General features: G+C 42.8%; 23 protein-coding genes and 3 pseudogenes. 11 read left to right on the forward strand and 15 right to left on the reverse strand.

Annotated elements, in window-relative coordinates; translation table 11 throughout:
* Positions 1-80: 80 nt before the first annotated feature.
* Together AB4180_RS08595 and ati1 are read right to left on the reverse strand one after the other, a co-directional pair.
* Positions 81-1568: a VPA0450 family T3SS effector inositol phosphatase gene (locus AB4180_RS08595; RefSeq protein ID WP_017096459.1), complete on the reverse strand. Its 1488-nt coding sequence runs from the start codon at positions 1566-1568 to the stop codon at positions 81-83.
* A gap of 30 nt (positions 1569-1598) precedes the next feature.
* Positions 1599-2048 carry an Ati1 family type III secretion system chaperone gene (gene ati1, locus AB4180_RS08600; protein WP_017096458.1) on the reverse strand — a complete coding sequence of 150 codons (450 nt, stop codon included), beginning with the start codon at positions 2046-2048 and terminating at the stop codon, positions 1599-1601.
* A 377-nt stretch (positions 2049-2425) separates the two neighbouring features.
* On the opposite strand from ati1, the pseudogene AB4180_RS08605 reads away from it, so the two are divergent.
* Positions 2426-2740 (forward strand): annotated as a pseudogene (locus AB4180_RS08605) (transposase); the annotation flags it as partial.
* 381 nt (positions 2741-3121) lie between these two features.
* Here AB4180_RS08605 and vopD read toward each other — a convergent pair.
* Genes vopD through sctW form a run of 12 tightly spaced genes read right to left on the reverse strand, consistent with a single transcriptional unit; the run spans position 3122 to position 12849 of the window.
* Positions 3122-4123, reverse strand: a complete 1002-nt coding sequence (vopD, locus tag AB4180_RS08610; protein WP_017096456.1) for a type III secretion system translocon subunit VopD — start codon at positions 4121-4123, stop codon at positions 3122-3124.
* 9 nt (positions 4124-4132) lie between these two features.
* Positions 4133-5332 carry a type III secretion system translocon subunit SctE gene (gene sctE / locus AB4180_RS08615; RefSeq protein WP_017096455.1) on the reverse strand — a complete coding sequence of 400 codons (1200 nt, stop codon included), beginning with the start codon at positions 5330-5332 and terminating at the stop codon, positions 4133-4135.
* Positions 5333-5335: 3 nt separating this feature from the next.
* The gene (locus AB4180_RS08620; protein ID WP_017096454.1) at positions 5336-5827 is read right to left on the reverse strand and encodes a SycD/LcrH family type III secretion system chaperone; all 492 of its coding nucleotides are present in this window, start codon (positions 5825-5827) and stop codon (positions 5336-5338) included.
* A 12-nt stretch (positions 5828-5839) separates the two neighbouring features.
* Complete coding sequence (locus tag AB4180_RS08625; protein WP_017096453.1) at positions 5840-7726, reverse strand: virulence-associated V antigen; 1887 nt, start codon at positions 7724-7726, stop codon at positions 5840-5842.
* A 10-nt stretch (positions 7727-7736) separates the two neighbouring features.
* Positions 7737-8027, reverse strand: coding sequence for an LcrG family type III secretion system chaperone (locus AB4180_RS08630; protein ID WP_017096452.1), 291 nt, complete (start codon positions 8025-8027; stop codon positions 7737-7739).
* A 40-nt stretch (positions 8028-8067) separates the two neighbouring features.
* Positions 8068-8502, reverse strand: coding sequence for an LcrR family type III secretion system chaperone (locus AB4180_RS08635; protein WP_017096451.1), 435 nt, complete (start codon positions 8500-8502; stop codon positions 8068-8070).
* Complete coding sequence (gene sctV, locus AB4180_RS08640; RefSeq protein ID WP_102249940.1) at positions 8502-10628, reverse strand: type III secretion system export apparatus subunit SctV; 2127 nt, start codon at positions 10626-10628, stop codon at positions 8502-8504. Before sctV ends, AB4180_RS08635 begins: the two co-directional genes overlap by 1 nt.
* Positions 10612-10950, reverse strand: coding sequence for a type III secretion system chaperone VscY (gene vscY / locus AB4180_RS08645; protein ID WP_017096449.1), 339 nt, complete (start codon positions 10948-10950; stop codon positions 10612-10614). Before vscY ends, sctV begins: the two co-directional genes overlap by 17 nt.
* 5 nt (positions 10951-10955) lie before the next feature.
* Entirely contained in the window at positions 10956-11333 is a 378-nt protein-coding gene (gene vscX / locus AB4180_RS08650) for a type III secretion system protein VscX (protein ID WP_017096448.1), read from the reverse strand.
* Positions 11330-11704: a type III secretion chaperone SycN gene (gene sycN / locus AB4180_RS08655; RefSeq protein ID WP_017096447.1), complete on the reverse strand. Its 375-nt coding sequence runs from the start codon at positions 11702-11704 to the stop codon at positions 11330-11332. The genes vscX and sycN overlap by 4 nt, the downstream gene beginning before the upstream one ends.
* Positions 11691-11975, reverse strand: a complete 285-nt coding sequence (locus tag AB4180_RS08660; RefSeq protein ID WP_017096446.1) for a TyeA family type III secretion system gatekeeper subunit — start codon at positions 11973-11975, stop codon at positions 11691-11693. Before AB4180_RS08660 ends, sycN begins: the two co-directional genes overlap by 14 nt.
* Positions 11956-12849: a type III secretion system gatekeeper subunit SctW gene (gene sctW, locus AB4180_RS08665; protein WP_017096445.1), complete on the reverse strand. Its 894-nt coding sequence runs from the start codon at positions 12847-12849 to the stop codon at positions 11956-11958. Before sctW ends, AB4180_RS08660 begins: the two co-directional genes overlap by 20 nt.
* 186 nt (positions 12850-13035) lie before the next feature.
* Between sctW and sctN the strand changes: the two genes are divergently transcribed.
* The 9 genes and pseudogenes from sctN to AB4180_RS08710 all read left to right on the forward strand — a co-directional run.
* Positions 13036-14358, forward strand: a complete 1323-nt coding sequence (gene sctN, locus AB4180_RS08670; protein ID WP_017096444.1) for a type III secretion system ATPase SctN — start codon at positions 13036-13038, stop codon at positions 14356-14358.
* A complete protein-coding gene (gene sctO / locus AB4180_RS08675; RefSeq protein WP_017096443.1) occupies positions 14355-14816 on the forward strand; it encodes a type III secretion system stalk subunit SctO in 462 nt (153 codons plus the stop codon). Before sctN ends, sctO begins: the two co-directional genes overlap by 4 nt.
* A 9-nt stretch (positions 14817-14825) precedes the next feature.
* Positions 14826-15782, forward strand: a complete 957-nt coding sequence (locus tag AB4180_RS08680; RefSeq protein ID WP_102249939.1) for a type III secretion system needle length determinant — start codon at positions 14826-14828, stop codon at positions 15780-15782.
* Positions 15782-16747, forward strand: coding sequence for a type III secretion system cytoplasmic ring protein SctQ (gene sctQ / locus AB4180_RS08685; RefSeq protein WP_029223742.1), 966 nt, complete (start codon positions 15782-15784; stop codon positions 16745-16747). Before AB4180_RS08680 ends, sctQ begins: the two co-directional genes overlap by 1 nt.
* A complete protein-coding gene (gene vscR, locus AB4180_RS08690) occupies positions 16744-17394 on the forward strand; it encodes a SctR family type III secretion system export apparatus subunit VscR (protein ID WP_017096440.1) in 651 nt (216 codons plus the stop codon). The genes sctQ and vscR overlap by 4 nt, the downstream gene beginning before the upstream one ends.
* A gap of 13 nt (positions 17395-17407) precedes the next feature.
* Positions 17408-17674 (forward strand): type III secretion system export apparatus subunit SctS, encoded by a 267-nt coding sequence (gene sctS / locus AB4180_RS08695; protein WP_017096439.1) that lies wholly within the window; start codon positions 17408-17410, stop codon positions 17672-17674.
* A complete protein-coding gene (gene sctT / locus AB4180_RS08700; RefSeq protein ID WP_029222875.1) occupies positions 17671-18453 on the forward strand; it encodes a type III secretion system export apparatus subunit SctT in 783 nt (260 codons plus the stop codon). Before sctS ends, sctT begins: the two co-directional genes overlap by 4 nt.
* 287 nt (positions 18454-18740) lie before the next feature.
* Positions 18741-19793, forward strand: coding sequence for a type III secretion system export apparatus subunit SctU (gene sctU, locus AB4180_RS08705; protein ID WP_017096437.1), 1053 nt, complete (start codon positions 18741-18743; stop codon positions 19791-19793).
* Positions 19794-19907: 114 nt separating this feature from the next.
* Positions 19908-20307 (forward strand): annotated as a pseudogene (locus AB4180_RS08710) (IS3 family transposase); the annotation flags it as partial.
* 198 nt (positions 20308-20505) lie between these two features.
* On the opposite strand, the pseudogene AB4180_RS08715 reads toward AB4180_RS08710, so the two are convergent.
* Positions 20506-21548 (reverse strand): annotated as a pseudogene (locus AB4180_RS08715) (IS630 family transposase).
* 174 nt (positions 21549-21722) lie between these two features.
* On the opposite strand from AB4180_RS08715, the gene AB4180_RS08720 reads away from it, so the two are divergent.
* Positions 21723-22094, forward strand: a complete 372-nt coding sequence (locus tag AB4180_RS08720) for a hypothetical protein (RefSeq protein WP_017097360.1) — start codon at positions 21723-21725, stop codon at positions 22092-22094.
* Positions 22095-22670: the final 576 nt, after the last annotated feature.

The following is a 22670-nucleotide window of genomic DNA, read 5'->3' on the forward strand; positions in this document are numbered from 1 at the left end:
CAATCTTACGATCACCTTTTGTATTCATCATTCCTATTCATCTAGATAGATTCACAAATAGGTATTCTGGTGAGTCTATCTTAAAGGTTGGCAATGAACTGCTGGTTAAACTGAGCGTTTACTTTGCGGTTAAGCTGTTCGTATTTCTCGGTCAATTCAATTTGTTGAGTCTGTAGTTGACCGGTGGTCAGGTTAGCAGTGTGAAGCTGACGCATCTCTTCCATAAAGCCATTTGTTAGCTGGCTAAAGATGGCATCTTTGCCGATGATAAAGCTAGTGAAGTTCTCTTTTACAAACGCTTGTTCATCGCTACTCAAGTTTTCTAGACCAAGGCGAGCTTGATTCGCTGAGGTCACATCATCAAACGTCGCTTTTGCCGGATCAGTACCAGGATTTAAGTACGCTGCTTCATTTTTGAAGTCTTCTGCTGTATGTGTTTGTGCGTTTTCAATCAGCTTTTGAGAGGAGCCTCTTACTTCAAATGTAGACTGTACTGGCTTGTGGTCGCTGACATTATCAAACCCTTCAGTGATAACACTGGTTTCATGGTTTTGTAAGTTGCCTGTTTTATTTGTTAAGCCAGTATTATCGAGCTCACCGAAGTCAGGTCGGTCACGACCTTCTTTTTGTTTAATATTACCAGTGTGCTTATCAAGCTGCATGTAAGTGTGACTATTAAGAGGATTGAACTTAAAGCCATGCTTGGCTAAATGCGTATCATCATGTGCGACTGGATCGTACATCACATCAGAACCTTGAGCGGTGCGTTTTTCACGCTCATTCAGATCACCAGTGATCAGAACCTCTTCATGCGGTTTGCTCCCTTCCATCAACTTGTTACCTTCGAATTCACGTTTGACTTCTTTGTTAGAATCCAAGTGTGCAGAAATGACGTTTAGAGCTTGACCATTGATCTCTAGAGCCGTTTTTACGCCACCTTTGTTACCAGTGATACCCATGAAGAATTCCATGTTTCGACCACCGATACCATGACGGTATTCAGACTCTTTTTTGACGTTAATATCGACGCCGTCTTTTGCAAAAACGGACATTGAAGTGTAGCTAACACCTTCACCAAGACCTTTCGTCATAACTTTCATTTTGTTTTGACTCAGAAGGTTCATACCATCAAGCTCAAGATCGTTAGCAAGCAATTTAGACTCTTGTTCCGCAAACAAAACCACATCATAGTCACCTTTTTGAATCAGGTTCTGGAAGTAGTTCTTTGTGTCTTCCGGCATCTTTTGGTTTGCTTGGTTATAGGTCAAAGTTAAGACCTTAACGTTGCCGCTGCCTTCTTTTTTATGCAGTTGTTGATTCATCTGATTCAGCTTTAAATCACCGTTTTTTGAAGAATCGGCTTTACTAAAGAAACGATTAAAAAAGCTTCGGTTTTCTTTTTGTTTTAGAGTAACGTCACCATCGCTATTTTTAGTTACGCTGTACTCTTTACCAAATACAGAACCAAATTTAACGGTATCGCCTTCTTTGGCGCTACTTTTAATATTTTGAATATCTGCGAGGTCTAAATTACCTCGATGCTGGCTATTAATTTGAATTGTAGACATACATTAAACTCGTATTTTAAATAAGGGAACTTAAACAAAGATCCCAGCAGGAAGTGTTTCTGGGATTGTCTCTGCGTTATCCGCTTGCTCAATAAAATGGTGCCATTGCTCCATTCTTTCTAACAGTTGCTGAAAAGTGTTCTGCACATAATCTTGAGGTTTGTTTGAGAGAAAAATAACCTTGTAGCTCGTTAACCTTCGGCTATCAGGCATTAGACCGATACCGAAACCACCACGGAAAGGTTCCAGAGCATGTTCACCAATCGCGATAGCAATCGTTTCTGGAAGAGGGGTTGGCAACTCCACAGGGCTGGTGAGAGACATGTGTAAGCTAATGGTGGTTTCGTTCTTAAATACGGTTAAGAAAAGTGCTTCATCATGATTATTCGTATCCGATGATAACTCACATTGAAATAATCCGTTTTCATCAAAATCCACGCCGTTACCTAAAAAACTGATACTTTCCTGATAAATATCCATTGTGTTCCTTCTGTGTATTTTTCTGAGGGTTCTTATTCGTAGTGAGAAGAATTATAAAGATGAGGGAATGGCAAGATATTAAATACGGGCGGAAGTTTTTATACTCAATGAACTTTAAGAGGCTTTGATGCTTAATTTAGTTTAGAGACAGATTCGCACCGTTTCGTGTGCTTCTTAGTCAATACGACAAGTTTTATAACCCAGTAAGCTTGTTCAACGCTTTGCTCATCGCATAAGTTTCACCCACCTGTGCATTGTAATTTCTTAAGCTCATCGTCCTCCTAGTAACAGAGAATGAATGCATTGTTGCTTAAATCAGTTGAACCTTTTCCAAGTCTTGTGATCTGATCCTTTATGGTAGTTAGAACGGTGGTGACATGGGTAAAGCGGAAAAGAAGATAACTAACTGGGCGGAATACAATAAGGCTCTGTGCAAGCGTGGTAGAGGTTTCCAGTATTCTGATACCGCGATTGAAACTGCCTTGATGATTAAGGGGATCTTCTATCCGCCATTACGTGCTCTTCAAGGCTTTATTGGTTCTATCTTTGAGCTATTGGATGTTCCACTGACGTCCCCTGACTACACCTGTATCAGCAACCGTTCGAAGACAGTTCAGGTCAAATATCGCAATAAATCCAAAGGAGCTATTCGCCATATAGCGATTGACTCGACTGGTCTCAAAGTTTTTGGCGTCGTTGAACCTCAAACTGATTTGATCAACAACGCCGAGAATGAGTGGATTCCACACATCGCGGAAAATCTAAAGTAAAATGGCTATGAACTTATGCTAGGAGTGGGTTTTATTATTGGGTTGATAATCGCAACAAAGCGTAGATAAGCGTGTCAATGATCTCCTCAAGGAAGAGTTCTTGCTGACTCAGGACAAAAATCTTAACGAGTTAAAACGCTTATTGAAGAGTTGATACATACGTCTAACGAAATTAGGCGGCATTTCAGTCTAGGTGTGAATTTGCCAAATAAAATGCATGAAAAAAGCCAGTAACTTGCATTACTGACTTACTAAAAATTGCCAACCTACTTTAGAAGAAGGGGACTCTAATCCGCAGTGGTTTTAAACGGTAGGAGCAGATGCTCGCCATGCTTGGTTTTGGCTATCAGCAATTGAGCGAAACAGATCCCGCAGCTCTTTAAGCATACTATCTTGAAAACCAATATTTTCGTCAGCTTTCTGTTTCAATGCTTGTGCACGTGTCGCTAGAACTTCATCTTCTTTACCGCGAGCCTGAGCTTTAGTTTGCTCTACATTTGATGCTGAGTTTGCCATCTGACTAAGAGACTGAAGAATCGAATTTCGCGCTTGATTAGAGGTGGTAGCTTTGTCAAACTTTCGCCCCCCTTTTGTCAATTTATCAGTCAAATTACCAAGACGGTCTTGCCCGACATCCTGAACACGCTTTAACTGTTGCTGTTGAGTTTTCGATAACCCACCATTGTTCAACAAATCATTAGCCTTATCTACACCAGCTTTTTGTGTTTTCAGTAATGTATTAGTCGATGCTTCCGCTTTAATTTGTTTACCAGCTTTAGCAGAACCTATTCCGCCCAAAATTGCCGTTACACCGGCTAGAACTCCTGAAACTACAGCCATTGCGATCATCGCTTTAGCAGATTTATTTAGCTCTTGTGCTTGACTCTTAAGGCTCGCTACATTCGCTTCAACCGCGATTTCACGTTCAAGTGTTTGTTGTTCTCGGCTTAACTTCGAAACTTGGTACAGTAAGGTCATCAAAGCAAGAGATTCCGAAACCGTATTTGACGATGATTGAGTTCCAGATTGACCATGAAGTGCTTTTTCTAGGGTTTTCATAAGCAGATTTGCTGTTGGTGCCAAAGCGGTCATCAGCTTTTCAACCACGCGAGCTTGTTCTCCACTTTTCGGCGCTTTAGGTCTTTCCAAAAGATAATGTTTAGCACCTGACACCGCCGTCTCATCGTTACCACGAACCGCTGCTTCGGTTTTTGTCTCGGGGGCTTTTTCAACCTTAGTCGTTTTATCTATCTCACCCAAACCGTATAGATCTGCATTCCCAGTCTTACCAATTTTATCTAACATAAATTCTCCTTAAACCGTCGCTGGACGATTCATTACCGTTTCCATCGTTTCGCTTTTCGCCTGAATCATCTGCATGATGACATTCATCAACTCTTGGAAACCTTCCATCATCTTAGCGATTTCTTTTTTAAGCTTATCAATAACCGATTGAGTCAGCACCTTCTCCGCTTTCTGCTGAGTAAGATCCGCATTAATTTCTGTCACTTTAGCTTTATTATTGGAATGAACACTATCGGCAGAGCCTTTACCAACATTAGAAAGAAGATCTAATGACTCTGCAGCAAATCGAATACCTTTAGCTGTCGTCGTGGCTGCTTTAGAACCCATATCTGCAACTTTTGCCATATTAGCTGCCGCTTTAGTCGCAATATCAGTGATTTTTTGTGCTACTTTACTGGCACTTTTCCCCGCCAATTTAGCAATACCGCCCGCAGCCGCGCCGCCAAACGTCACAACAGCCCCAATAACCGCAACCGCAATCTCTAAAGCCATCATAACTTTGCTGAGAGCATCGACATTAATGCCAGCTTCTTTCATTGCATTTTGAACAGCTGGTTCTTGCATAGCCATACTGACTACACCCAATACACCACCGGCAATCATTAGTGCACCAGCTGCTGCTCCAACACCAGTTGCCACCATTACAGCGCCCACTATAATCGAAACTGCGGCACTGACCCACCCAAATATCTTGGAAACCAGACCCGATTTTTTCGCTTCTTTAGCCGCAGCTTCAGACTCTTTGAGTTTTTGTTCGTTATCCTTTATTTCTTGTTCGTGTTTCGCTTTCGCTACTTTTACTTCTTGGATCTTAAGCTTGTTTTGTACGCTCTTCAGTTTGTCTGTGATAGCAGCTAGCTCTACCTCAAAGTCATCGGCTGACCCTGCCAGGATTTTCACTGCTAGTGAGCCCGTGTTGTCGGCGACCGCATGTAAAACCTTGGCAATCGAATCAACGATTTTTTGTAGTTGATTCATGGCTTTCAGCGTTAATTCATTGACCTTATCGCTAACTGCAGCGTTCGGTGCATCAAGCTGAACTTTAACTTTACCAGTGTTCGGTACTTCAGATTTTTTACCTTTTACGTTTTCAACCGTTACTGAAGCTGACACGTGAGATGCAGTCTTAGTAACCTTATCTAACATTGTTTGACCAGAATCCGGTAAGTATGCCTGACTCTGAGTGCGGTCTAGTGCGATAGAATTCATATTCTAGTTACTCCTTTTGTTTTTCACCGCTTCTAACATGATGCCTGCGCGTTGATGCAAATCTGCATACTCTGGTTTTCCGGCAGACATCCCCTTCGCGCTGTAAAACCCACTCTCTGCCTCTGTTAATTGCTCAAGTTTTAGGTAACACTCTGCAGAGTGGAAAGGTGGGCGTGGGTCATTAATATCTACAAGCGCTGCATAACTGTAGGCGTCAATCGCCTGCAGGTACTCACCCAGTTCTTGACGAGCAGCTCCTAAACCAATAAAAAATCGTGCTTGGTAGTGGTCAAGCATGCTAAGCAGTTGGAATATCTTACCGGCTTGCTCTATTTTTCCTGATTGGAAAAAATTGAATCCAACAGCGTAAATGTGCTCAATGGTATCTGCTGATACATCGTGCAGCATTTTTAACGTTCCACCTTCCTCAAGAAACGAAAGGAGTTCCTCTGCTTGCATTTGAGATGGGTCAGTTACCGGGTTTTGTGTAGTCATGGTTATTTATCCTTAAATCGCTCGTAGGATTGCTTGCAAAATATTGTGGTACTTTTGAACAAATTTGTTCATAGCTTCAACAGTTGCGTTGTATTGGGAACTGATGTCGCTTAACGCAGTAGTTTTTAACTGTACAGAATCGTTAATTGGCTTCGACTTACTTGAAACCGAGCTAGAAAAATTACTAAGGTATTTGTTATCTGTATTGTTATAATATACATCGCGACTAACAGTCACTCCTGCATGCTCTAAAAATTGTTTGTGAGTAAAGTATTTAACTCCATCAGAACCAACCCTTGGAGTTATATGTTTTTCTAAATACTTAAACTCCTTACCTTTTTCAAACTTTTGTTGAGTCTCATATCCGAAATGTTTATAAGTAAAATGCTGCCTGTCTGGATAATAATGCCCACCACCAGTACTTGAGTTAATTATCTCCGATAACTTTGTACTGATGGTAGTCTGGACTTGACCAAATATTTTTAGTTTAGTCGTAAGCTCTTGGAGTTCCTCTTTCTTCTCGTTACGCTTTTCAAGACGGTTCACTCGACGCTCATTTAAAGAAAACAGCACGCGCTCATCAAAACGATCGCCAATAGTCGAATCAATCACAGATAACAAATCACGAGAGGTTAACGAGTGCTCAGCTTTAACATCTGCTTTCCTTTGACCGTCAGTCCCTACCGTTATTTTCTTTTCATCTTCTGTGATTTTACTTAAACGAGCTTTCAGAGCGGCTAGGTTACTCATCATTTTTTTATGACGAGTGGCAAAGTCGATACCAACATCTTTCCTCAACATCATTTTTTCAAACTGAAATCTTATATCTCGTGCTGTATGCTGTTTTATTTGGTCAACCTGTTGTTGTGGAGTTTGGAACTTCTGCACTTCGTGAAGACTGCTATAAAAGGCATCGACTTGAGTGTTTATAAGACTCACAGCCATATTCGAGAATAAGCTAGAGAGCGTTATATCCGTAGATGAGCTCCTTAGCTTTGCAATTGCCGCATCAAGTACTATTTGCAGCTTACTAACCGAACCAGCTCCATAAGCATTTGCGTATTGACCTTTTACTTGGTTCACCAGATCGTTCAGCCCTCCTCTAAGCTCCTGCTTAGACATACCTGGAAGCCAAGTGATTTTATTTGCCAAAAGTTGTGCATCACTGCCACTTAGCGTAAGACCTGCATTATTTAAAGATCTAGTAAGCTGTGCTAAAACTGCTGCTTTGAAGCTTTCTTTCGTTAATAAATAATCCGAGTTATTTAGCTCGTTGATGTCTACCGAACCTAGATTGCGAAATGCATTACGCAAAAAAGAAATAGCGTTCTCACGAACCTTACTAGAGCTCATTTGCTGAGAAAGTGAATTTATAAACACACTGATCTTCGCAGTAGCTTGTTTAAGTGCATCGGCATCTAAGTTAGCTATTTGTTCTTCTTGGGTACTCTGGCTTCCTAATCGGAACTGATTGATAAAGTCTGTAGGGAGCGAATTGTCTACCTTGTCACTTAACTGCTTTTCGAACCAAGTTCGGAATTGGTAAGTAAGTGTTTTGTTGACTCCGTTTACCAAGTCTTGAGGTGAAATCTGACCATTCACCGCTTGATTTTGCAACGATTTCATCCAATGAGCAGCAGTATCAACTGCAGCAGTGCCAGTAAATGCTGCTTGTTTTTCTAGTAGTTTCCTCAATGAATTGGCATAAAGATCAAGGCTATCTTGTTCACTACGCCCTAACACCTTAGGCAATTGACTAATCAACGCCTTCAACTTAGCCGCATTTGGCTCCCCTAAAATATTAGCCAATTTATCAGCCAAACGATCCTGAAATGAGGTCTGCGGCTCTGGTCGAGGTCCTACCCCACCTACTGGGTTTCTTCTGTTTATATCCGTCATTTAAAAACCTTTAAATTACTATGCCACGAAGTAACACAGGCCGCTTGCGCCTAGAGCCTTCGGCATTAGTGCCGTGGAGCGGATGTTGTTGTTGTCTGCGGCGTTGTACTTCCTCGAGCAATTCATGTTCTGCTTGTTTCATCAGTTTGGGATCGGCGTTTAACCCATCAAGCAGAATATTTCCTGCTACTGGACCAACACCTAATCCTTCAAGTAGTTCATTGAACACTTCAGCTCTGTCATCTGCAGTAAGGATAGCAAGTTCTGATTTTTCAATGGTTTCGGTAAAGGGTTGCTTCATCTTGATACCTATATTAAAGCGAAGCATCTATTAGATGCTGTCAGTAACAGTCGAGAGTTTTTACTTTCTTTCTCTTTTTAAGTGGGCGGTAGTCACTCAGGCGCAAGTAGTACCAATCATCTTGTTCATCGTGACTCGCACCACAGGCTCCCAAATAGAATTGCGCTAATCTTTGGTTACTCATATTGCTACCACGCAATACGTCAACGTTGCCACGAATGATCCAGTTGAGTGGGTACAATCGGATAGCATGTTCTGCGAGTAAAAACAGTGCAGAGAAAGGATTGCTCAAACCTTGGTTTGGAGTAATTCTTCGCAACAAAACGATGATAATTTCACCATCGTCTACTCGGAACACGAGCTCCATACCGTCGTATTCGTAGCGATGGCCAAGTAAGATAGTGCTTTTCTGCCAGAAATAAGGCCTCACTTTGATTCCTGACGTCACTAAAGACTGACTGAGTACACATGCCATTACATTCCCACTCTGCCTAAAGGTTGAATATTAATTTGTTGCGTTAGTTCTTGAAAAGACAGCACTGGCAGATCGTAGTATTCAGATTCAATCAATTTTCGCACGTAACGGCGTACGTCCATTGACACCACTAACACTGGTTTATTTGGCATACGGCTCAAATCACCAACTGCTTGCTTAACGTCGCTGACAAACTGTTGAGTAACGGAAGGGTCAAGCGCTAAGTAACTGCCCGACGAAGTCTGACGAATACCGTTACGGAGCATATCTTCCAAGCTCTGATCTAACAGGTATGCTGGCAACATATTTTGACCGCTGGCGTACTTGTAACAAATATAGCGTTTCAAACTTGAACGGATGTATTCAGTCAACTGAACCACGTCTTTTTCTTTTTGTCCCCACTCCACCATTGCTTCTAAGATCACTCGTAAGTTACGAATAGAAATATCCTCAGAGACAAGGCGTTGTAGGATTTCCGTCATTTTTTGCAAAGGCACAATACGCTGTGTCTCTTTTACTAATTCGGAATAACTGCCTTCCATTTGCTCTAGCAAATAACGAGTCTCTTGGATACCGATAAAATCTTGGGCGTACTCTTTTAGCACATGAGATAGGTGGTAAGTCAAAATACGGTCGGGAGTTAAAAAGCCCACTTGGCTGTTTTCTAGTTTTACTTTATGACTGTGGTCTACCCAAATACTCGAAATTCCCGGTAGAAAATCGTCATCTTTCTCGTAAGGTATACCAAGCAAATCGATCTGCTCATTATCTTCTGTCACCAGCAGTTTTAAGCTTTGAATCCGACCGCGGGCAACTGGCACTTCTTGCAATTGAATCAAGTATTCACCGTTGCTCATCCCTTCGTTAAATCGTAAGTGAATCCCCGGGAACGGCACGCCGAGATCTAGGTACAACGCTCGTCTTACTCGTGCGAGCTCATCATTCAAAGCGACGGCTTCTAAGCTCTCTTGTAAGCGAGCATCCAAATCGATTAGCAGCGGTACCGTCATAGCGAACTCTTCTTGTTCACCTAGTTTTCCTTTGCTGTTGCGCTGAGGTGCCGCTTTGTTCGATTTGGCGGCTGGCGAGCCCGCGCCTTGGGCAACAAAACTTGGTAAGTCGGCACTGCTTAATTTACTTTGTTGTTTTTTGTTATGGAGTAAGAAAAAGCCGCCACCACCGACTACAATAGCAAGAACAAAGAAGGTAACCTTCGGGAAACCGGGAATAAGCGCAAACAACACTAGCAACACACCGCCAATCAACAAAGCTCTTGGTTGTGCTGTAACCTGTGCTCCGATATCTGAGCCTAGGTCAGAGGACTCTTCATTCGAAACGCGCGTCACAATAATACCGGCAGTAATCGCGATAAAGAGAGCCGGAATTTGCGATACCAGGCCATCACCTACGGTCAAAACAGCAAATAGCTCCAATGCTTCCGACGCTGACATGCCTTTTTGAGTCACACCTATGGTTACACCGCCAAGAATATTCACCACGATTATCACCAGACCAGCAATAGAGTCTCCTTTTACGAACTTCATCGCCCCGTCCATAGAGCCGTACATTTGGCTTTCTTTTTCAATCACTGAACGGCGATGACGCGCCTCATGAACATCGATTACCCCGGCGCGCATATCGCCGTCTATACTCATTTGCTTACCTGGCATCGCATCAAGGGAGAATCGAGCACTGACTTCCGCTACCCTTTCTGAACCTTTAGTAATCACCATAAACTGAACGATTGTGATGATCAGGAAAACTACGATGCCCACGACCAGGTTACCACCCACGACGAAGTTACCAAAGGTAGAAACGATTTGACCAGCATCACCTTGCAGCAGGATAAGTCGTGTTGTAGTGATAGAAAGTGACAAGCGAAATAGTGTAGTGATCAACAGAACCGCTGGGAATGCAGAGAACTCTAGGGGGGATGTAATGTAGATAGCAATCATCAATAAGACGACCGCTATACTCATGTTGGTACCGATAAGTACATCCACCAATGTCGTAGGTAAAGGCAAGATCATCATAAAGACGATTGCCAGTAGCATCACGGCAAGCATGATGTCTTTACGCTGCCCAACCTTGTTAATAATATCGATCAACTTATTCATTTGGTTCACTATTTAGAGATTTTATATAACAGCGATGAGCGCGGCGCGCGCCCTCAACATCATCTTGTTTCCAGCGGGCTTGGCTAAGACAAAACCATAAACCAGCTTCATTAGAGTTGTTGGCTTCCAACAAGCTTTCGCACAGTTCGATTGAACGAGCGTACCGCCCTAAATCCAGGCATGCTACCGCTAATGTTTGGCGAGCTTCTTTATGCTGAGGTTCGATTTCCAACAGCGCTTCGAGTAACATAATTGCTTGTTTAGGTTTTTTATATTGAACTTGGAGAGCCCCGTGGATAAGCAATAGCTCCACATCTTTTGCTTGTAACATGGGAGTTAAACCTGAATCAGTAGATTCAACGCCATGGTGAGATAACGTTGATCTAATTGAGTAGTTTGCAACGTTTCCGCTGCTTGAGTTAGCGTATGAGAACCATTTTTCTTCGCCAAGTCTTGAAGTCTTTGCAGAGTTATATCAAACTGCTGACGGTATTTTTCTGGGCGAAGTAAGTCTGTATGTGTAATCTTTGGCTTAGCGAGTGGCATCAAGTACTGCTCTGAAGGGCGAAGTTCATACAATTTCTCTAGGTGCGTCGCGATGGCTTGACCGTCAGGTAGCAGTTGAAAACGTTGTGGAAAGTCGCTTTCGACTTGCTCAAGAGAGATATGAGCAAAACTTTCAATACCAACGTTTAATGTACTAATCCGATTCATGAGTTCACCACGTCGTTATGCAAACGAACTAGCAACGCGAATGCTTGTTCTATGGTTGGTAAGGTAACTTCATCGCCTTCAATTTGCGCTGAGAAAACTAACGCTTGTTCATCGAACAGCCCAGTTTTAATAGTGAATGGCCACCCTTGCCCTGAATGACAAAAGCTCAGTGCCTTTTTAATTGACTCATTAGATTGATGCCATGGCAGCGCTTTTACCAACATAAGAAACAAACAATCCTGATATTTCTCAAGGTACAAGGTGCCGCTTTGTTCAAAGCTCAACTGAACACGTCCAGCCGACGAGAAATTTACGGCTTCAAGCCCCATTCCTCGGCAAAAATCATCCACTGACGCATCAATCCAATTCATCGTTCCAAATTTCCTCTTCTTCTAAATCAATCGCTTCATCAAGCACTTTTTGTATTGCTTGTATTAGGTTTTGCCGCTGTTCTTCGTCGTTAAACACATCAATGGAAATATGCCGAACTAAGTTGTGCAGTTCTCGTAAAAAACTAATTTGTCGCTCAATGGCCCCCAACTTCATGGCGTTCACTAAGTTCCATATCTCTTCGCTTCCCACCCAGCGCTGCTCAACTAAGTCGATGACATCCGACATTAAATCAGTAACTTGATAAGCCATGGCTTGCCTGCTGAGGTTTAAACATCTGATAGATATTACTAACTTGATCTTGAAGGGTATTCAGCGTCTTAAGTTTTTGCATATCTGACATCAAAAGCTGCAGCTTAACCGAATCAATATTACTGCCTTGAACACTTAAATCTGCACTCATACCTTGCAACATAAAGTCGACGGCGGTGGACACCTCTTTTTCACCAAATCGCTCAACCACATCCTTGTATGCCGAGCCTAAGCCTTGGTAACTGTGTACTGTGTCACGATAGAAACCGCGTAGTTGGTGCAAACTGCTAAAGTCTTGCTCTTTGCTATATTCATCAGCAAAGCTCGACACACGAATCTCGGTATCAATCTGAGACCAAGAATCTGGATTTTGCTCAAAGTTCAGAAGGGCTTGGTCAATCAGCGCCAACAGATTCTTACTTTCTGGGTTCGCTCCGAGAAACTTTTTTACCGCCTTTAATGCAAGGTACTGGTGACTCTTCTCTTCAGAAAAGCCATTAAGGTAAGCTTGTAGCTGCGCGATCGTTGATAAGTTGCCACCCGCCATCTTGGTAGCAAGGTCTTTGATCTTTTGGTTCTTCTCAAGATCAGGAACTTTCCTTAAATATTCAGACACCAACTCATGAGCTTCATTAACCCGAAGACCACCATCTTTTACTTTACGTTTGGTTAGATCTTTTTCTGCTTTTTCTGAGCCTAATGACGTCAGCTCCTCCATTGCGTCAAATAATGATTGAGTAGCATTGTGTACTCGGACGCTCTCGCCTCGATAGTTTCCACCAATTGACTCCCCAGAACGTACGTACTCATGACCGCTTCGAATTGGCGTGTCAAACTTGTTACCCGTTGCAATTTGATTGTTGATAATACTCACTCATTTGCACTCCTTTCGTACAATATGACTTGAGTGTAAATGTTGTATTTGCAATAGGCTGTCAAAATCAGACGTGTTTTTTTAGGGCATTTTTAGTTTTCTAAAAACTCCCGACCAATAGTCACTATAAATACTGCCCCATCCTTTCTACTCTATCACTACCAGTTATTACGCATATTTCCTAAATTGAACGATTTCTCATACATCACCGAAACGCAACAATCTGCTATCAGACAAACTCGTTTGATACAAATCCGCGGCCGAGTTACTCAAGTTACTGGCACCATCATCAAAGCCGTGGTTCCTGGTGTTCGTGTTGGGGAACTTTGTGAGTTGCGCAACCCTGACCAAACCTTGTCGCTTCTCGCGGAAGTGGTTGGTTTTCAGCAACATCACGCGTTACTTACTCCACTTGGAAACATGCTTGGTATTTCCTCCAACACCGAAGTGAGTCCACTTGGAAAAATGCATGAAGTAGGCGTTGGCAACCACTTGTTAGGTAAGGTACTGGATGGACTGGGTCGCCCGTTTGATGGCACCCAAAATAAAGAACCGAGTGCTTGGTATCCAGTTTACAAAGATGCACCGCCACCGATGCAACGAAAATTGATCGAAAATCCCATCTCCATGGGGGTTCGTTCGATAGACGGATTACTCACCTGCGGCGAAGGACAAAGGATGGGTATTTTTGCCGCGGCTGGTGGTGGTAAAAGTACCCTACTCGCCAAGTTCATCCGCTCCGCTGACGTTGATGTCACAGTTCTCGCCCTTATCGGCGAAAGGGGGCGTGAGGTTAAAGAATTTATCGAACACGACCTTGGTGAAGAAGGCATGACAAGGGCGGTGTTAGTCGTAGCAACCTCAGATAGACCTGCAATGGAACGTGCCAAAGCTGCGTTTGTGGCCACCTCCATCGCAGAGTACTTCCGTGACCAAGGTAAACGCGTCCTACTGCTTATGGATTCTGTCACTCGCTTTGCCCGAGCTCAACGTGAAATCGGCTTGGCAGCAGGTGAACCACCAACACGACGAGGTTATCCGCCTTCTGTTTTTGCTGCATTGCCAAGACTGATGGAACGTGCTGGCCAATCAGACAAAGGCTCCATCACCGCTCTGTACACCGTACTTGTAGAAGGTGACGATATGACAGAACCAGTTGCCGACGAGACCCGATCAATACTTGATGGTCACATTATTCTTTCTCGGAAACTGGCCGCAATGAACCACTACCCAGCCATTGACGTGCTTCGTTCAGCAAGCCGTGTAATGAACCAAATCGTGGATAAAACTCATCAAGCATCGGCAGCTCATATGCGTGAAATGCTGGCAAAATATGAAGAAGTTGAACTGCTGATTAAAATTGGCGAATACCAACATGGTGCTGATAACCGCGCGGATATGGCCATTGATCAAAGTGATGATATCCGAGCGTTTTTACGTCAAGGCACACACGAAACAAGTGAGCTCGACGAAACCGTGACTCAGTTACAAGGACTCGCGGGCTTATGATCGAGCAGTTACTAGAGATCAAAACGATTCGTGCCGAGCGAGCTGACAGTGCAGTTCAGCAGCAAGAGTACCGAGTCAACAACGCCCTCTCTATAAGGCGAAAATCCGAGCAGTCCGTAGTCGATTATCACCAATGGCGAAAAGAAGAAGAAGAGCGACGATTTACCAAAGCGAAGCAGAAAATGGTGGTGCTAAAAGAACTCGAGATATTGCGACAAGAAATCGCACTATTGAGGGAAAGAGAAGCCGATTTAAAGCAGCGAGCCGCTGAAGCCAAAAAAGTATTGGAGCAAGAAGCTCAACGGCTCAAAGAGAGAAAAAAAGAAGCAATCGCCGCTCATAAAACCAAAGAAAAATTCATTCAGCTAAACGAACAAGAAATCGCTGAACAAATACGTCAAGTGCAGTACCAAGAAGAGCTCGAACAAGAAGAGTTTCGTAGTGCCATTGTTTCATAGAAGGTAAAAATGCGAGTCAAACACGATCACCCAGACACAGCAGGATTTCCCAAAAAGGTTCGACAGAGTCCCGCGACTAACGTCTCGGAAGAACTTGAGTCTATCTTTAACAATGCTCTGAAGCCTAAAACTCAGCCAGCCAATCTTCAGCAAAAGAGTGCCAAAGACCAAGCTGATTCAACTGATTCAACGGATTCAACGGTTTCAACGGTTTCAACGGATTCAACGGATTCAAGCGCATCTCTTGATGGCTTGTATCTCGATCCCAAAGACATTATTGACGGTTTCCCAAAAGGCTTGAATACTCAACCAGCGCCAATCCAGTTTGATGGTAAAGCCGCTACCTCTGTGCAAAACGTCTTGAATGGTCAGCGACTAAAGCCCGATACGACAGTAAAAGAAGCGGTAACCTTAAGTAACGCGCAGATTAACACAGAAGCGAAAGCTACGTTGTCCGCATTTGAAGAGAAGCTAAAACCCTTAAAGCGCATTGATTTACATCATTCAACCTCTGAAGTGGGCACCAAACTGCACTCGGCGGCGAATATAAACCAACCGACTACTCAAGGTGATGTGATCCTAAAGAGTATGGAAGCGCAAACACCTCGCAGCTCGGCAAGAAACGTGAACGATCTGATTAGTAAGTTGGTCGAAAAGATCTATGTTTCTCTCCCAACAGCGAACGAGAAGGAGGTCCGACTGTTTCTCAATGAAGGTCAATTGAAAGGTGGTGAGATCTCCATTAAGCACGACAGTTCTGGTTACAGCGTCTTAATTAAACAAGAGCATGCCCTTTCGCTAATCAACCCAAACGCTAAACAAGAATTGGTTGAGCGCTTACAACGCTTGGGGATTGAACAACCGATTCGAATCTCAATCAGCGAGCAAATGAACCAACAACAAGATCAACAACGTTCTCGACAACAACGCAGTATTTATGATGAATGGAAGCCTGAGGACGAATGATGATACTTAATTTCCCTAAAGTCGACGCATCAAGCATCTCGCTAAGCAATCAACTATGTGCGAAACAATGCCACTTTCAAGATAGCCTGAGCAACAGCCTGTCGGTTACGCTAGGGCCAAAACCTCAATTTACTGGCTATCGTTTGGCGTTATTCATTGGAGGGCAAACGATCAAAATAGATTTTTGTGGTGCGCAATTACAGTTGTGGTTACATGACATGCTTGACTCAACGGCTTTTGAATCACTACCAAACTCATTGCAATTGGCGTTACTCAATAGCCAGATTGAACCATACACCGATGTGATTAAACGTCTTTTTGGGCAGCTTCCTGTCTTAAGCAAGTTACAACCTCTTGAACAGCAAACTCAGCAAGAGAATGTATTGATGCTCACCATCAACCGTGATGACGCATCTCTTAGCCTCTGGGTGCATGAAGGTCGAGATGTGCTACTTGGCGCGTTGCCACAAGCACCATCTTACCTAAGTCAAAATATTGCACTACCATTCTGGTTGAGTTTTGGCAAAACACGTTTGGCAGTCAGCCAATTCGAGCAACTGGAATTGGGGGATGTGGTGTTTTTCGATGATTGCCACATCGCACAACATCAAGTGCTCTTTCAGATATCCAATCAAAACCTTTGGCGATGCCAACTCGACGAAACCATACTCCACATCCTAGATAAAGAAACCAATATGAACGATATCAATAGCTCTGAAGTACTTACCGACCACAAGCAACTGCCAATTGAACTCACTTTTGATGTTGGTCAGCAAACCATAACTTTAGAACAACTTAACGCGCTACAACCTGGCTTTACCTTTGAGCTTAACCAGCCAATTTCAAACCCGGTCACTATGCGAGCAAACGGAAGAATTATTGGTGAGTGTGAACTTGTGAGCATCAATGAACGCTTAGGTGTTCGCGTTCTCGAATTGTTTGGCGGTAGTCAGGAGCCAGCATGATCCAGTTACCTGATGAACTGAACCTAATCGTCACGCTCGCCCTACTTGCTTTGGTTCCTTTCATTGCAATGATGGCGACCTCTTTCGTAAAGCTTGCTGTGGTGTTCTCTCTATTGAGAAACGCACTGGGTGTACAACAAATACCACCCAATATGGCGCTGTACGGATTGGCGATAATTTTGTCGATCTTCATTATGGCACCAGTAGGATTTGAAACCTACGACTACGTTACACAACATGAAATATCCCTAGAAGATTCCGACAGTGTTGAAGGGCTGATTGAAAGCGGACTGCAGCCATATCGAGAGTTTTTGAAAAAACACATCCGTGAAACTGAAACGGTGTTTTTTACCGATGCTGCGAGAACCTTGTGGCCACAGAAGTACTTCGACCGCTTAGAGTCAGACAGCTTATTGTTGTTACTCCCCGCCTTCACGGTCAGTGAACTAACTAGGGCATTTGAGATTGGTTTCTTGTTGTATCTGCCCTTCATCGCTGTCGACCTAATCGTGTCCAACATCCTACTGGCAATGGGGATGATGATGGTATCGCCGATGACAATTTCGCTACCATTCAAACTACTGCTTTTTGTGTTACTTGACGGTTGGACCAAGCTAACTCATGGCTTAGTACTCAGCTACGGATAGTGAGGAGAGAAATATGAATCCGGCCGAAATAATCCACTTTGCCACTCAGGCTTTAACGCTTGTTCTATTCTTGTCGCTGCCACCGATTCTGGTTGCGGCGTTTGTTGGCACCTTAGTCTCACTCATCCAAGCACTGACTCAAGTTCAAGAACAAACGTTGGGATTTGTCGTTAAACTGATTGCCGTCATAATTACCTTGTTTGTTACCGCACAGTGGTTGGGCGCCGAGCTGCATTCGTTTGCAACATTGACCTTAGATAAAATCCCGCAAATACGATGAGTTACGATGATTTGCACCACGCACTGTTCCTGTACAGCTTAACGCTTCCTAGGTTAATGGCTTGTTTTATATTCCTGCCGATCTTAAACAAGCAAATGCTGGGTGGCACCATGGTGAGAAATGGAATCTTGTGTTCTCTTGCACTTTTTATATTTCCTATAATTAATCAACAAAATTTACCTGCAGAAACGGATGGAATCTGGTTAATGGTTATCTTGGGGAAAGAGGTGTTATTGGGTCTGCTCATTGGCTTTATTGCGGCGATCCCCTTTTGGGCAATCGAGGCGGCAGGCTTTCTCGTGGATAACCAGCGAGGCGCAGCCATGGCGAGCATGTTTAACCCCACCCTCGGTTCGCAATCGACGCCAACGGCGGTATTGTTGACTCAAACTCTGATCACTTTGTTCTTCTCGGGCGGTGGCTTTGTCACTTTTCTTTATGCGCTATTTTCCAGTTACTCGTCATGGCCTGTGATAGGTTTTTTTCCAACCATAACAGAAGGGTGGGCACGCTTTTTCTACGACCAATTTGAGCAATTAATGTGGCTTGGAGTTTTGATGTCTGCGCCTATAGTACTGGCGATGTTCCTTGCCGAGTTTGGGCTTGCGCTCATCAGCCGATTCGCACCACAACTCAACGTTTTCTTCTTGGCAATGCCGATCAAAAGTGCCATCGCCAGTGTGTTATTGATTGTGTATCTGGCTCTGATGATGAACCACTTTCAAGCACTTTTCTCTGAAATCGCACTGTTCTCAGAGCAGCTAAACACTATTTGGTAATCGCTAGAGTCTGCTTATCTCTCGAACTTATTTTTGCAGCGACTTGTAGATTGTTCTTGCAAAAATAGATGCTTTGAAATGTGGTAACTCTATTCGATAAACCTATAATGCAGTGGAAAGAAACCACAAACGCCGTCCAAAGAGTTCAGCTAAAACGTTTTACTCTTTGTTGAGAGGGATTTACTTAGAACGATTCGGCGAAAAGGAATTAGCCGTCCGCCTCTCACCTGATTAAAACGCTTTATCTCGAACAAAATTCAACCAAAATAAATAAACAGGTCCTAATAATGAGCGGAGAAAAAACTGAACTCCCCACCCCAAAAAAACTCAGGGATGCCCGCCAAAAAGGGCAAGTTGCAAAAAGTCAGGAAATCATTTCATCTTCATTGATTCTGTCTTTGATTGTCGTGTTGTTTGCATTCGCCGATTACTATATGTCGCACATATCTGCCCTAATTTTACTGCCAAGCAAATTGGCATATCAGGGCTTTCAAGATGCACTACTCGACGTAGCTATCGCCATCGCCAAAGAAATGGTTTATCTGCTTGCGCCGATCCTCTTGATTGCAACCTTAGTCGCCATCATGGCTAACATGGGACAGTTCGGCTTTCTATTTAGTGGCGAGTCTGTCAAACCGGACATCAAGAAGATCAATCCAGTCGAAGGGGCAAAGCGAATTTTTTCGTTAAAGAGTATCATTGAGTTTATTAAGTCCATTCTCAAAGTTTCGTTACTTTCATGCATTATTTGGATAACGCTGAAAGGTAACTTAAACACGTTACTGCAGATACCTACCTGTGGGTTAGAGTGTGTACCGATCATCACTGGCGTATTAATCAAACAATTGATGATTATCTCTGCGGTAGGCTTTATTGTGATTGCCGCAGCCGATTTTTCTTACCAAAAGTTCGACCACACTAAACAGTTAAAGATGACCAAAGATGAAGTGAAACGTGAATACAAAGAGATGGAAGGCAGCCCTGAAATAAAAAGTCAACGTCGTCAACTGCACCAAGAAATGCAAACTTCTAACCAAAGAGATAACGTTAAACGCTCGAATGTGCTGGTTACAAACCCAACACACATTGCCATCGGTTTGTACTATAAAAAGGGCGAAACACCTCTGCCTGTGATTACCCTAAAAGAGACTGATGCGATGGCAAAGCGTATGATTGCGATTGCCAAAGAAGAAGGGGTTCCGGTGATGCAGAAAGTACCGCTCGCACGTGCGTTATATGCGGATGGGCAGTTAGACCAATACATTCCTGGCGATCTTATTGAAGCCACCGCAGAGATCCTGCGCTGGGTTGCGTCTCTGGAGCAATCTGAAGAGCAATAAGCGAGAAAACTATGTGGTTCAAGGTAAATATCGCTAGTACTCGACTCACTCAACTTGAAGATACAATTTTTAAGACATGAAAATGATCCATTTCTCCGTAAGCTATTGGTTGTGCATTACACCAGGCTCAATCGTAGAGCAAAGAAAGTAGAGGTCTCATTTAAGCCAAAAACGAGAAAAGCAATACAGCACCTAGCCATTGATGCGACTGGCCAATGGTTGATGGCGAAGGTGAATGGAAAGTCAAAAACGCAAGACAGATGGCAAGCGGAGAGTTTGTCGATATCGTATAACTCAAAGCATGAGCCGTCGTGGTAATTGTTGGAACGCCTGTTTTGAAAGCTTTTTCCACTCAATGAAAGTAGAAGCTGTCCAAGACGAGCCGATAATGATGCGAGAAGAGATGCTTCAAGCACTCTTTGAATACATCGAAGTTGTTTATAATCGAACAAGAAGGCACAGGGCTCTTGGGTATCTAAGCCCAATTAACTTTGAAAAACAATATGTCGCTTAATACCTTCTCCAGTCTAACTGGAGCAGATCATTAGGGCGAATGTCAAAGCTATAAACAAAGTCATAGGACTAGGTATGCCTGTTAGAAGCTAACTATTAGTCAAATATGGCGTCGTTGAACCTCAAGCTGATTTGATCAACAACGCCTACAAGAACAGATTCACACGATTGAACATAATGATAGTGGCTATATACCCAATCAACTTGAAGATGCAGGCTTGAGAACTTGAATTTATCATTAATTCGAGATGTCAAAGAGCCTGCGATCTCTGGAAGAGTCACAGTAAAAAATTGACCTATTGCCGCCTTGAAGTCCCGTTTGCTTTTGAAGTAAACATTGTTCCTCGACTTCTCATTCATTACTTTCCATAGCCGCTCTATTGGGTTTAGGTTTGGGCTATAAGGTGGAAGATAATGCAGTTCGATATTTAGGACAAACGCCGCATCTTTGACTAAGTCACTGCGGTGATATCCTGCACCATCTAAGATGATATGAAGCTTATGGGCTAACAGATAGCTCTCTCTTAACTTACAGAAAAAGCGAACAATACTTTCACTGTTAATGCTTTCGTAATCGTGAACAATGGTGGCACCAATATCCGACAGGTTCAGTGCACCAATAATGTTCAATCTGCTGCGATCACCCGTTGTTTCAATCACTTTATCCTGACCAGTACGTATCCAGCCATGAGATATTTTGGTTGATAAGGTTGGGTGAACAGCGTCGATAAAAACTATCGTTTCACCCTTACCACAGCTTGCCTTTAGTGATTTATAACCATCTATGAAGGCTTGTTGTTTTGCTTCATCAAACTTGTGTGGAACGCCTTTCGGCTGCTTGTAGCTAAAGCCATTGTGGTGAAGCCATTTGTTCATACCTGAAACCGTATAATCAAGTCCAAATGTCTCTTTAACATAGGCGACAATTTGATGAGTATGAGAATAGGTTTTCTCAGTCAAATGCTCGATTAGGTGCATGGTTTGAGTAGCAGAAAGTTTACTTTGGCTTCCGCCATTTTCAGGCTTAAGTTTTTCAGAAAGAACGTAGTCACTGAGGTGACGTGCAACGGTCGATTCATTAATACGAAGGGCTTGTGAAATCATAGTCTGACTCCAGTCTTCAGAAGCTAGCAAAACAGCCTTAATACGGTCGCAAACTCGACTGTCACGTTCATTGTCGTGCATTTGTCCGAGTTGTAGTTTCTGTTGAGGAGTCAGTGCAATTTTCATGGCTCGTAGCATGATCCTGATTCTAAAGAAAATCAAGCATCTTCAATGATCACGGGTATAAATACCAATCAAATTTGCTCTAATTATTCATTTTTTGAATTGATATTAAATTTAAATTGATATTAAATCTGAATTGGGTTTCTATATATGCGATTTAACGTAATTATAAATATAATGGAGATATAAATGAAAAAAATCATTGCAGTAATACTTCTAGGAGTAACATGTTCTGTCTTAGCTAAAGAAGTGCCGGTTAATTCACCAGAAGTAGATTTGTTGCTTAGCAATAATACTATTCATGGTGTTCATTACGGGAAAAAAACAGTTCAATATTTTTCCGATTCAGGCACAACGTGGTGGATGAGTAGTGGTGATGTAAAACCCAGCGAAGGCACATGGCGCATTAAAAATAATAAATATTGTTCAAACTTTGGTAGTGGGGAAAGCTGCTACGAGGTTGTCCATGATAACTCACAAGATATCTATTACTTTTTAAAAGGCGATTTCCGAGCTCCGTTTATCCCTCGTGAGGGATACACGTTTAGCTCGGTAGACTAGTTGTTTCATTTATTTAACGTAACGGCACTTAGTGTGGCCCAAATTTAGACACAAGAACAGCTCCCTATTAGGAGCTGTTCTGCGTTACGGAGTCACGCAATTGAACATAGGAATAATGAACACCAATAATTTTTTTTAGTGAGTTTTTTAAAACGTATGTCTTTTTACGGATAACCTTGTTTTTCTTAGATTCATCACTACATCAAATATGAACAATATTGCTGTTAAACTAGTTTAAAGGTTTTGTATGGCTATCTATGTAGCGCCTGGTAATAAAGTCGGGCGAGATGGGGCTCTTTTCAAGAGTGTAAAATTAATACAACAAATCATACGGTTGTAGTAAAATATGGTCGGTATTGTACTATCCGTGATCATGAAATAGCGCCTCCAACAAGTACTGCAGCGCGACATTGGTTGCAGATTTATAGAACACCAGATAATACGGAGTAATGTCCGTAACATTATCGTAGAAAGGTCGCTTAGCGGCCTTTCTGCATTTGTAAGTATTAGGTAGCCTCCTTGCGGCTTTGTTGCGTAATTAAATTTAGAGATAGAGCTACCCCGTTTCGCGTATTT

Source organism: Vibrio sp. 10N.286.49.C3 (assembly GCF_041469545.1).
Classification (GTDB): Bacteria; Pseudomonadota; Gammaproteobacteria; order Enterobacterales; family Vibrionaceae; genus Vibrio; species Vibrio tasmaniensis_A.

Excerpts from the sequence above, each read along its gene's own strand:
- vscY (WP_017096449.1), bottom strand. The coding sequence starts at position 10,950 with ATGTTACAAGCAAAAGATGTGGAGCTATTGCTTATCCACGGGGCTCTC.
- AB4180_RS08660 (WP_017096446.1), bottom strand. The coding sequence starts at position 11,975 with ATGGCTTATCAAGTTACTGATTTAATGTCGGATGTCATCGACTTAGTT.
- AB4180_RS08595 (WP_017096459.1), bottom strand. The coding sequence starts at position 1,568 with ATGTCTACAATTCAAATTAATAGCCAGCATCGAGGTAATTTAGACCTC.
- AB4180_RS08630 (WP_017096452.1), bottom strand. The coding sequence starts at position 8,027 with ATGAAGCAACCCTTTACCGAAACCATTGAAAAATCAGAACTTGCTATC.
- sctT (WP_029222875.1), top strand. The coding sequence starts at position 17,671 with ATGAGTTACGATGATTTGCACCACGCACTGTTCCTGTACAGCTTAACG.
- vscX (WP_017096448.1), bottom strand. The coding sequence starts at position 11,333 with ATGAATCGGATTAGTACATTAAACGTTGGTATTGAAAGTTTTGCTCAT.
- sycN (WP_017096447.1), bottom strand. The coding sequence starts at position 11,704 with ATGAATTGGATTGATGCGTCAGTGGATGATTTTTGCCGAGGAATGGGG.
- sctS (WP_017096439.1), top strand. The coding sequence starts at position 17,408 with ATGAATCCGGCCGAAATAATCCACTTTGCCACTCAGGCTTTAACGCTT.
- AB4180_RS08620 (WP_017096454.1), bottom strand. The coding sequence starts at position 5,827 with ATGACTACACAAAACCCGGTAACTGACCCATCTCAAATGCAAGCAGAG.
- AB4180_RS08625 (WP_017096453.1), bottom strand. The coding sequence starts at position 7,726 with ATGACGGATATAAACAGAAGAAACCCAGTAGGTGGGGTAGGACCTCGA.
- sctU (WP_017096437.1), top strand. The coding sequence starts at position 18,741 with ATGAGCGGAGAAAAAACTGAACTCCCCACCCCAAAAAAACTCAGGGAT.
- AB4180_RS08680 (WP_102249939.1), top strand. The coding sequence starts at position 14,826 with ATGCGAGTCAAACACGATCACCCAGACACAGCAGGATTTCCCAAAAAG.
- sctE (WP_017096455.1), bottom strand. The coding sequence starts at position 5,332 with ATGAATTCTATCGCACTAGACCGCACTCAGAGTCAGGCATACTTACCG.
- sctQ (WP_029223742.1), top strand. The coding sequence starts at position 15,782 with ATGATACTTAATTTCCCTAAAGTCGACGCATCAAGCATCTCGCTAAGC.
- sctO (WP_017096443.1), top strand. The coding sequence starts at position 14,355 with ATGATCGAGCAGTTACTAGAGATCAAAACGATTCGTGCCGAGCGAGCT.
- AB4180_RS08720 (WP_017097360.1), top strand. The coding sequence starts at position 21,723 with ATGAAAAAAATCATTGCAGTAATACTTCTAGGAGTAACATGTTCTGTC.
- AB4180_RS08635 (WP_017096451.1), bottom strand. The coding sequence starts at position 8,502 with ATGGCATGTGTACTCAGTCAGTCTTTAGTGACGTCAGGAATCAAAGTG.
- vscR (WP_017096440.1), top strand. The coding sequence starts at position 16,744 with ATGATCCAGTTACCTGATGAACTGAACCTAATCGTCACGCTCGCCCTA.
- vopD (WP_017096456.1), bottom strand. The coding sequence starts at position 4,123 with ATGTTAGATAAAATTGGTAAGACTGGGAATGCAGATCTATACGGTTTG.
- ati1 (WP_017096458.1), bottom strand. The coding sequence starts at position 2,048 with ATGGATATTTATCAGGAAAGTATCAGTTTTTTAGGTAACGGCGTGGAT.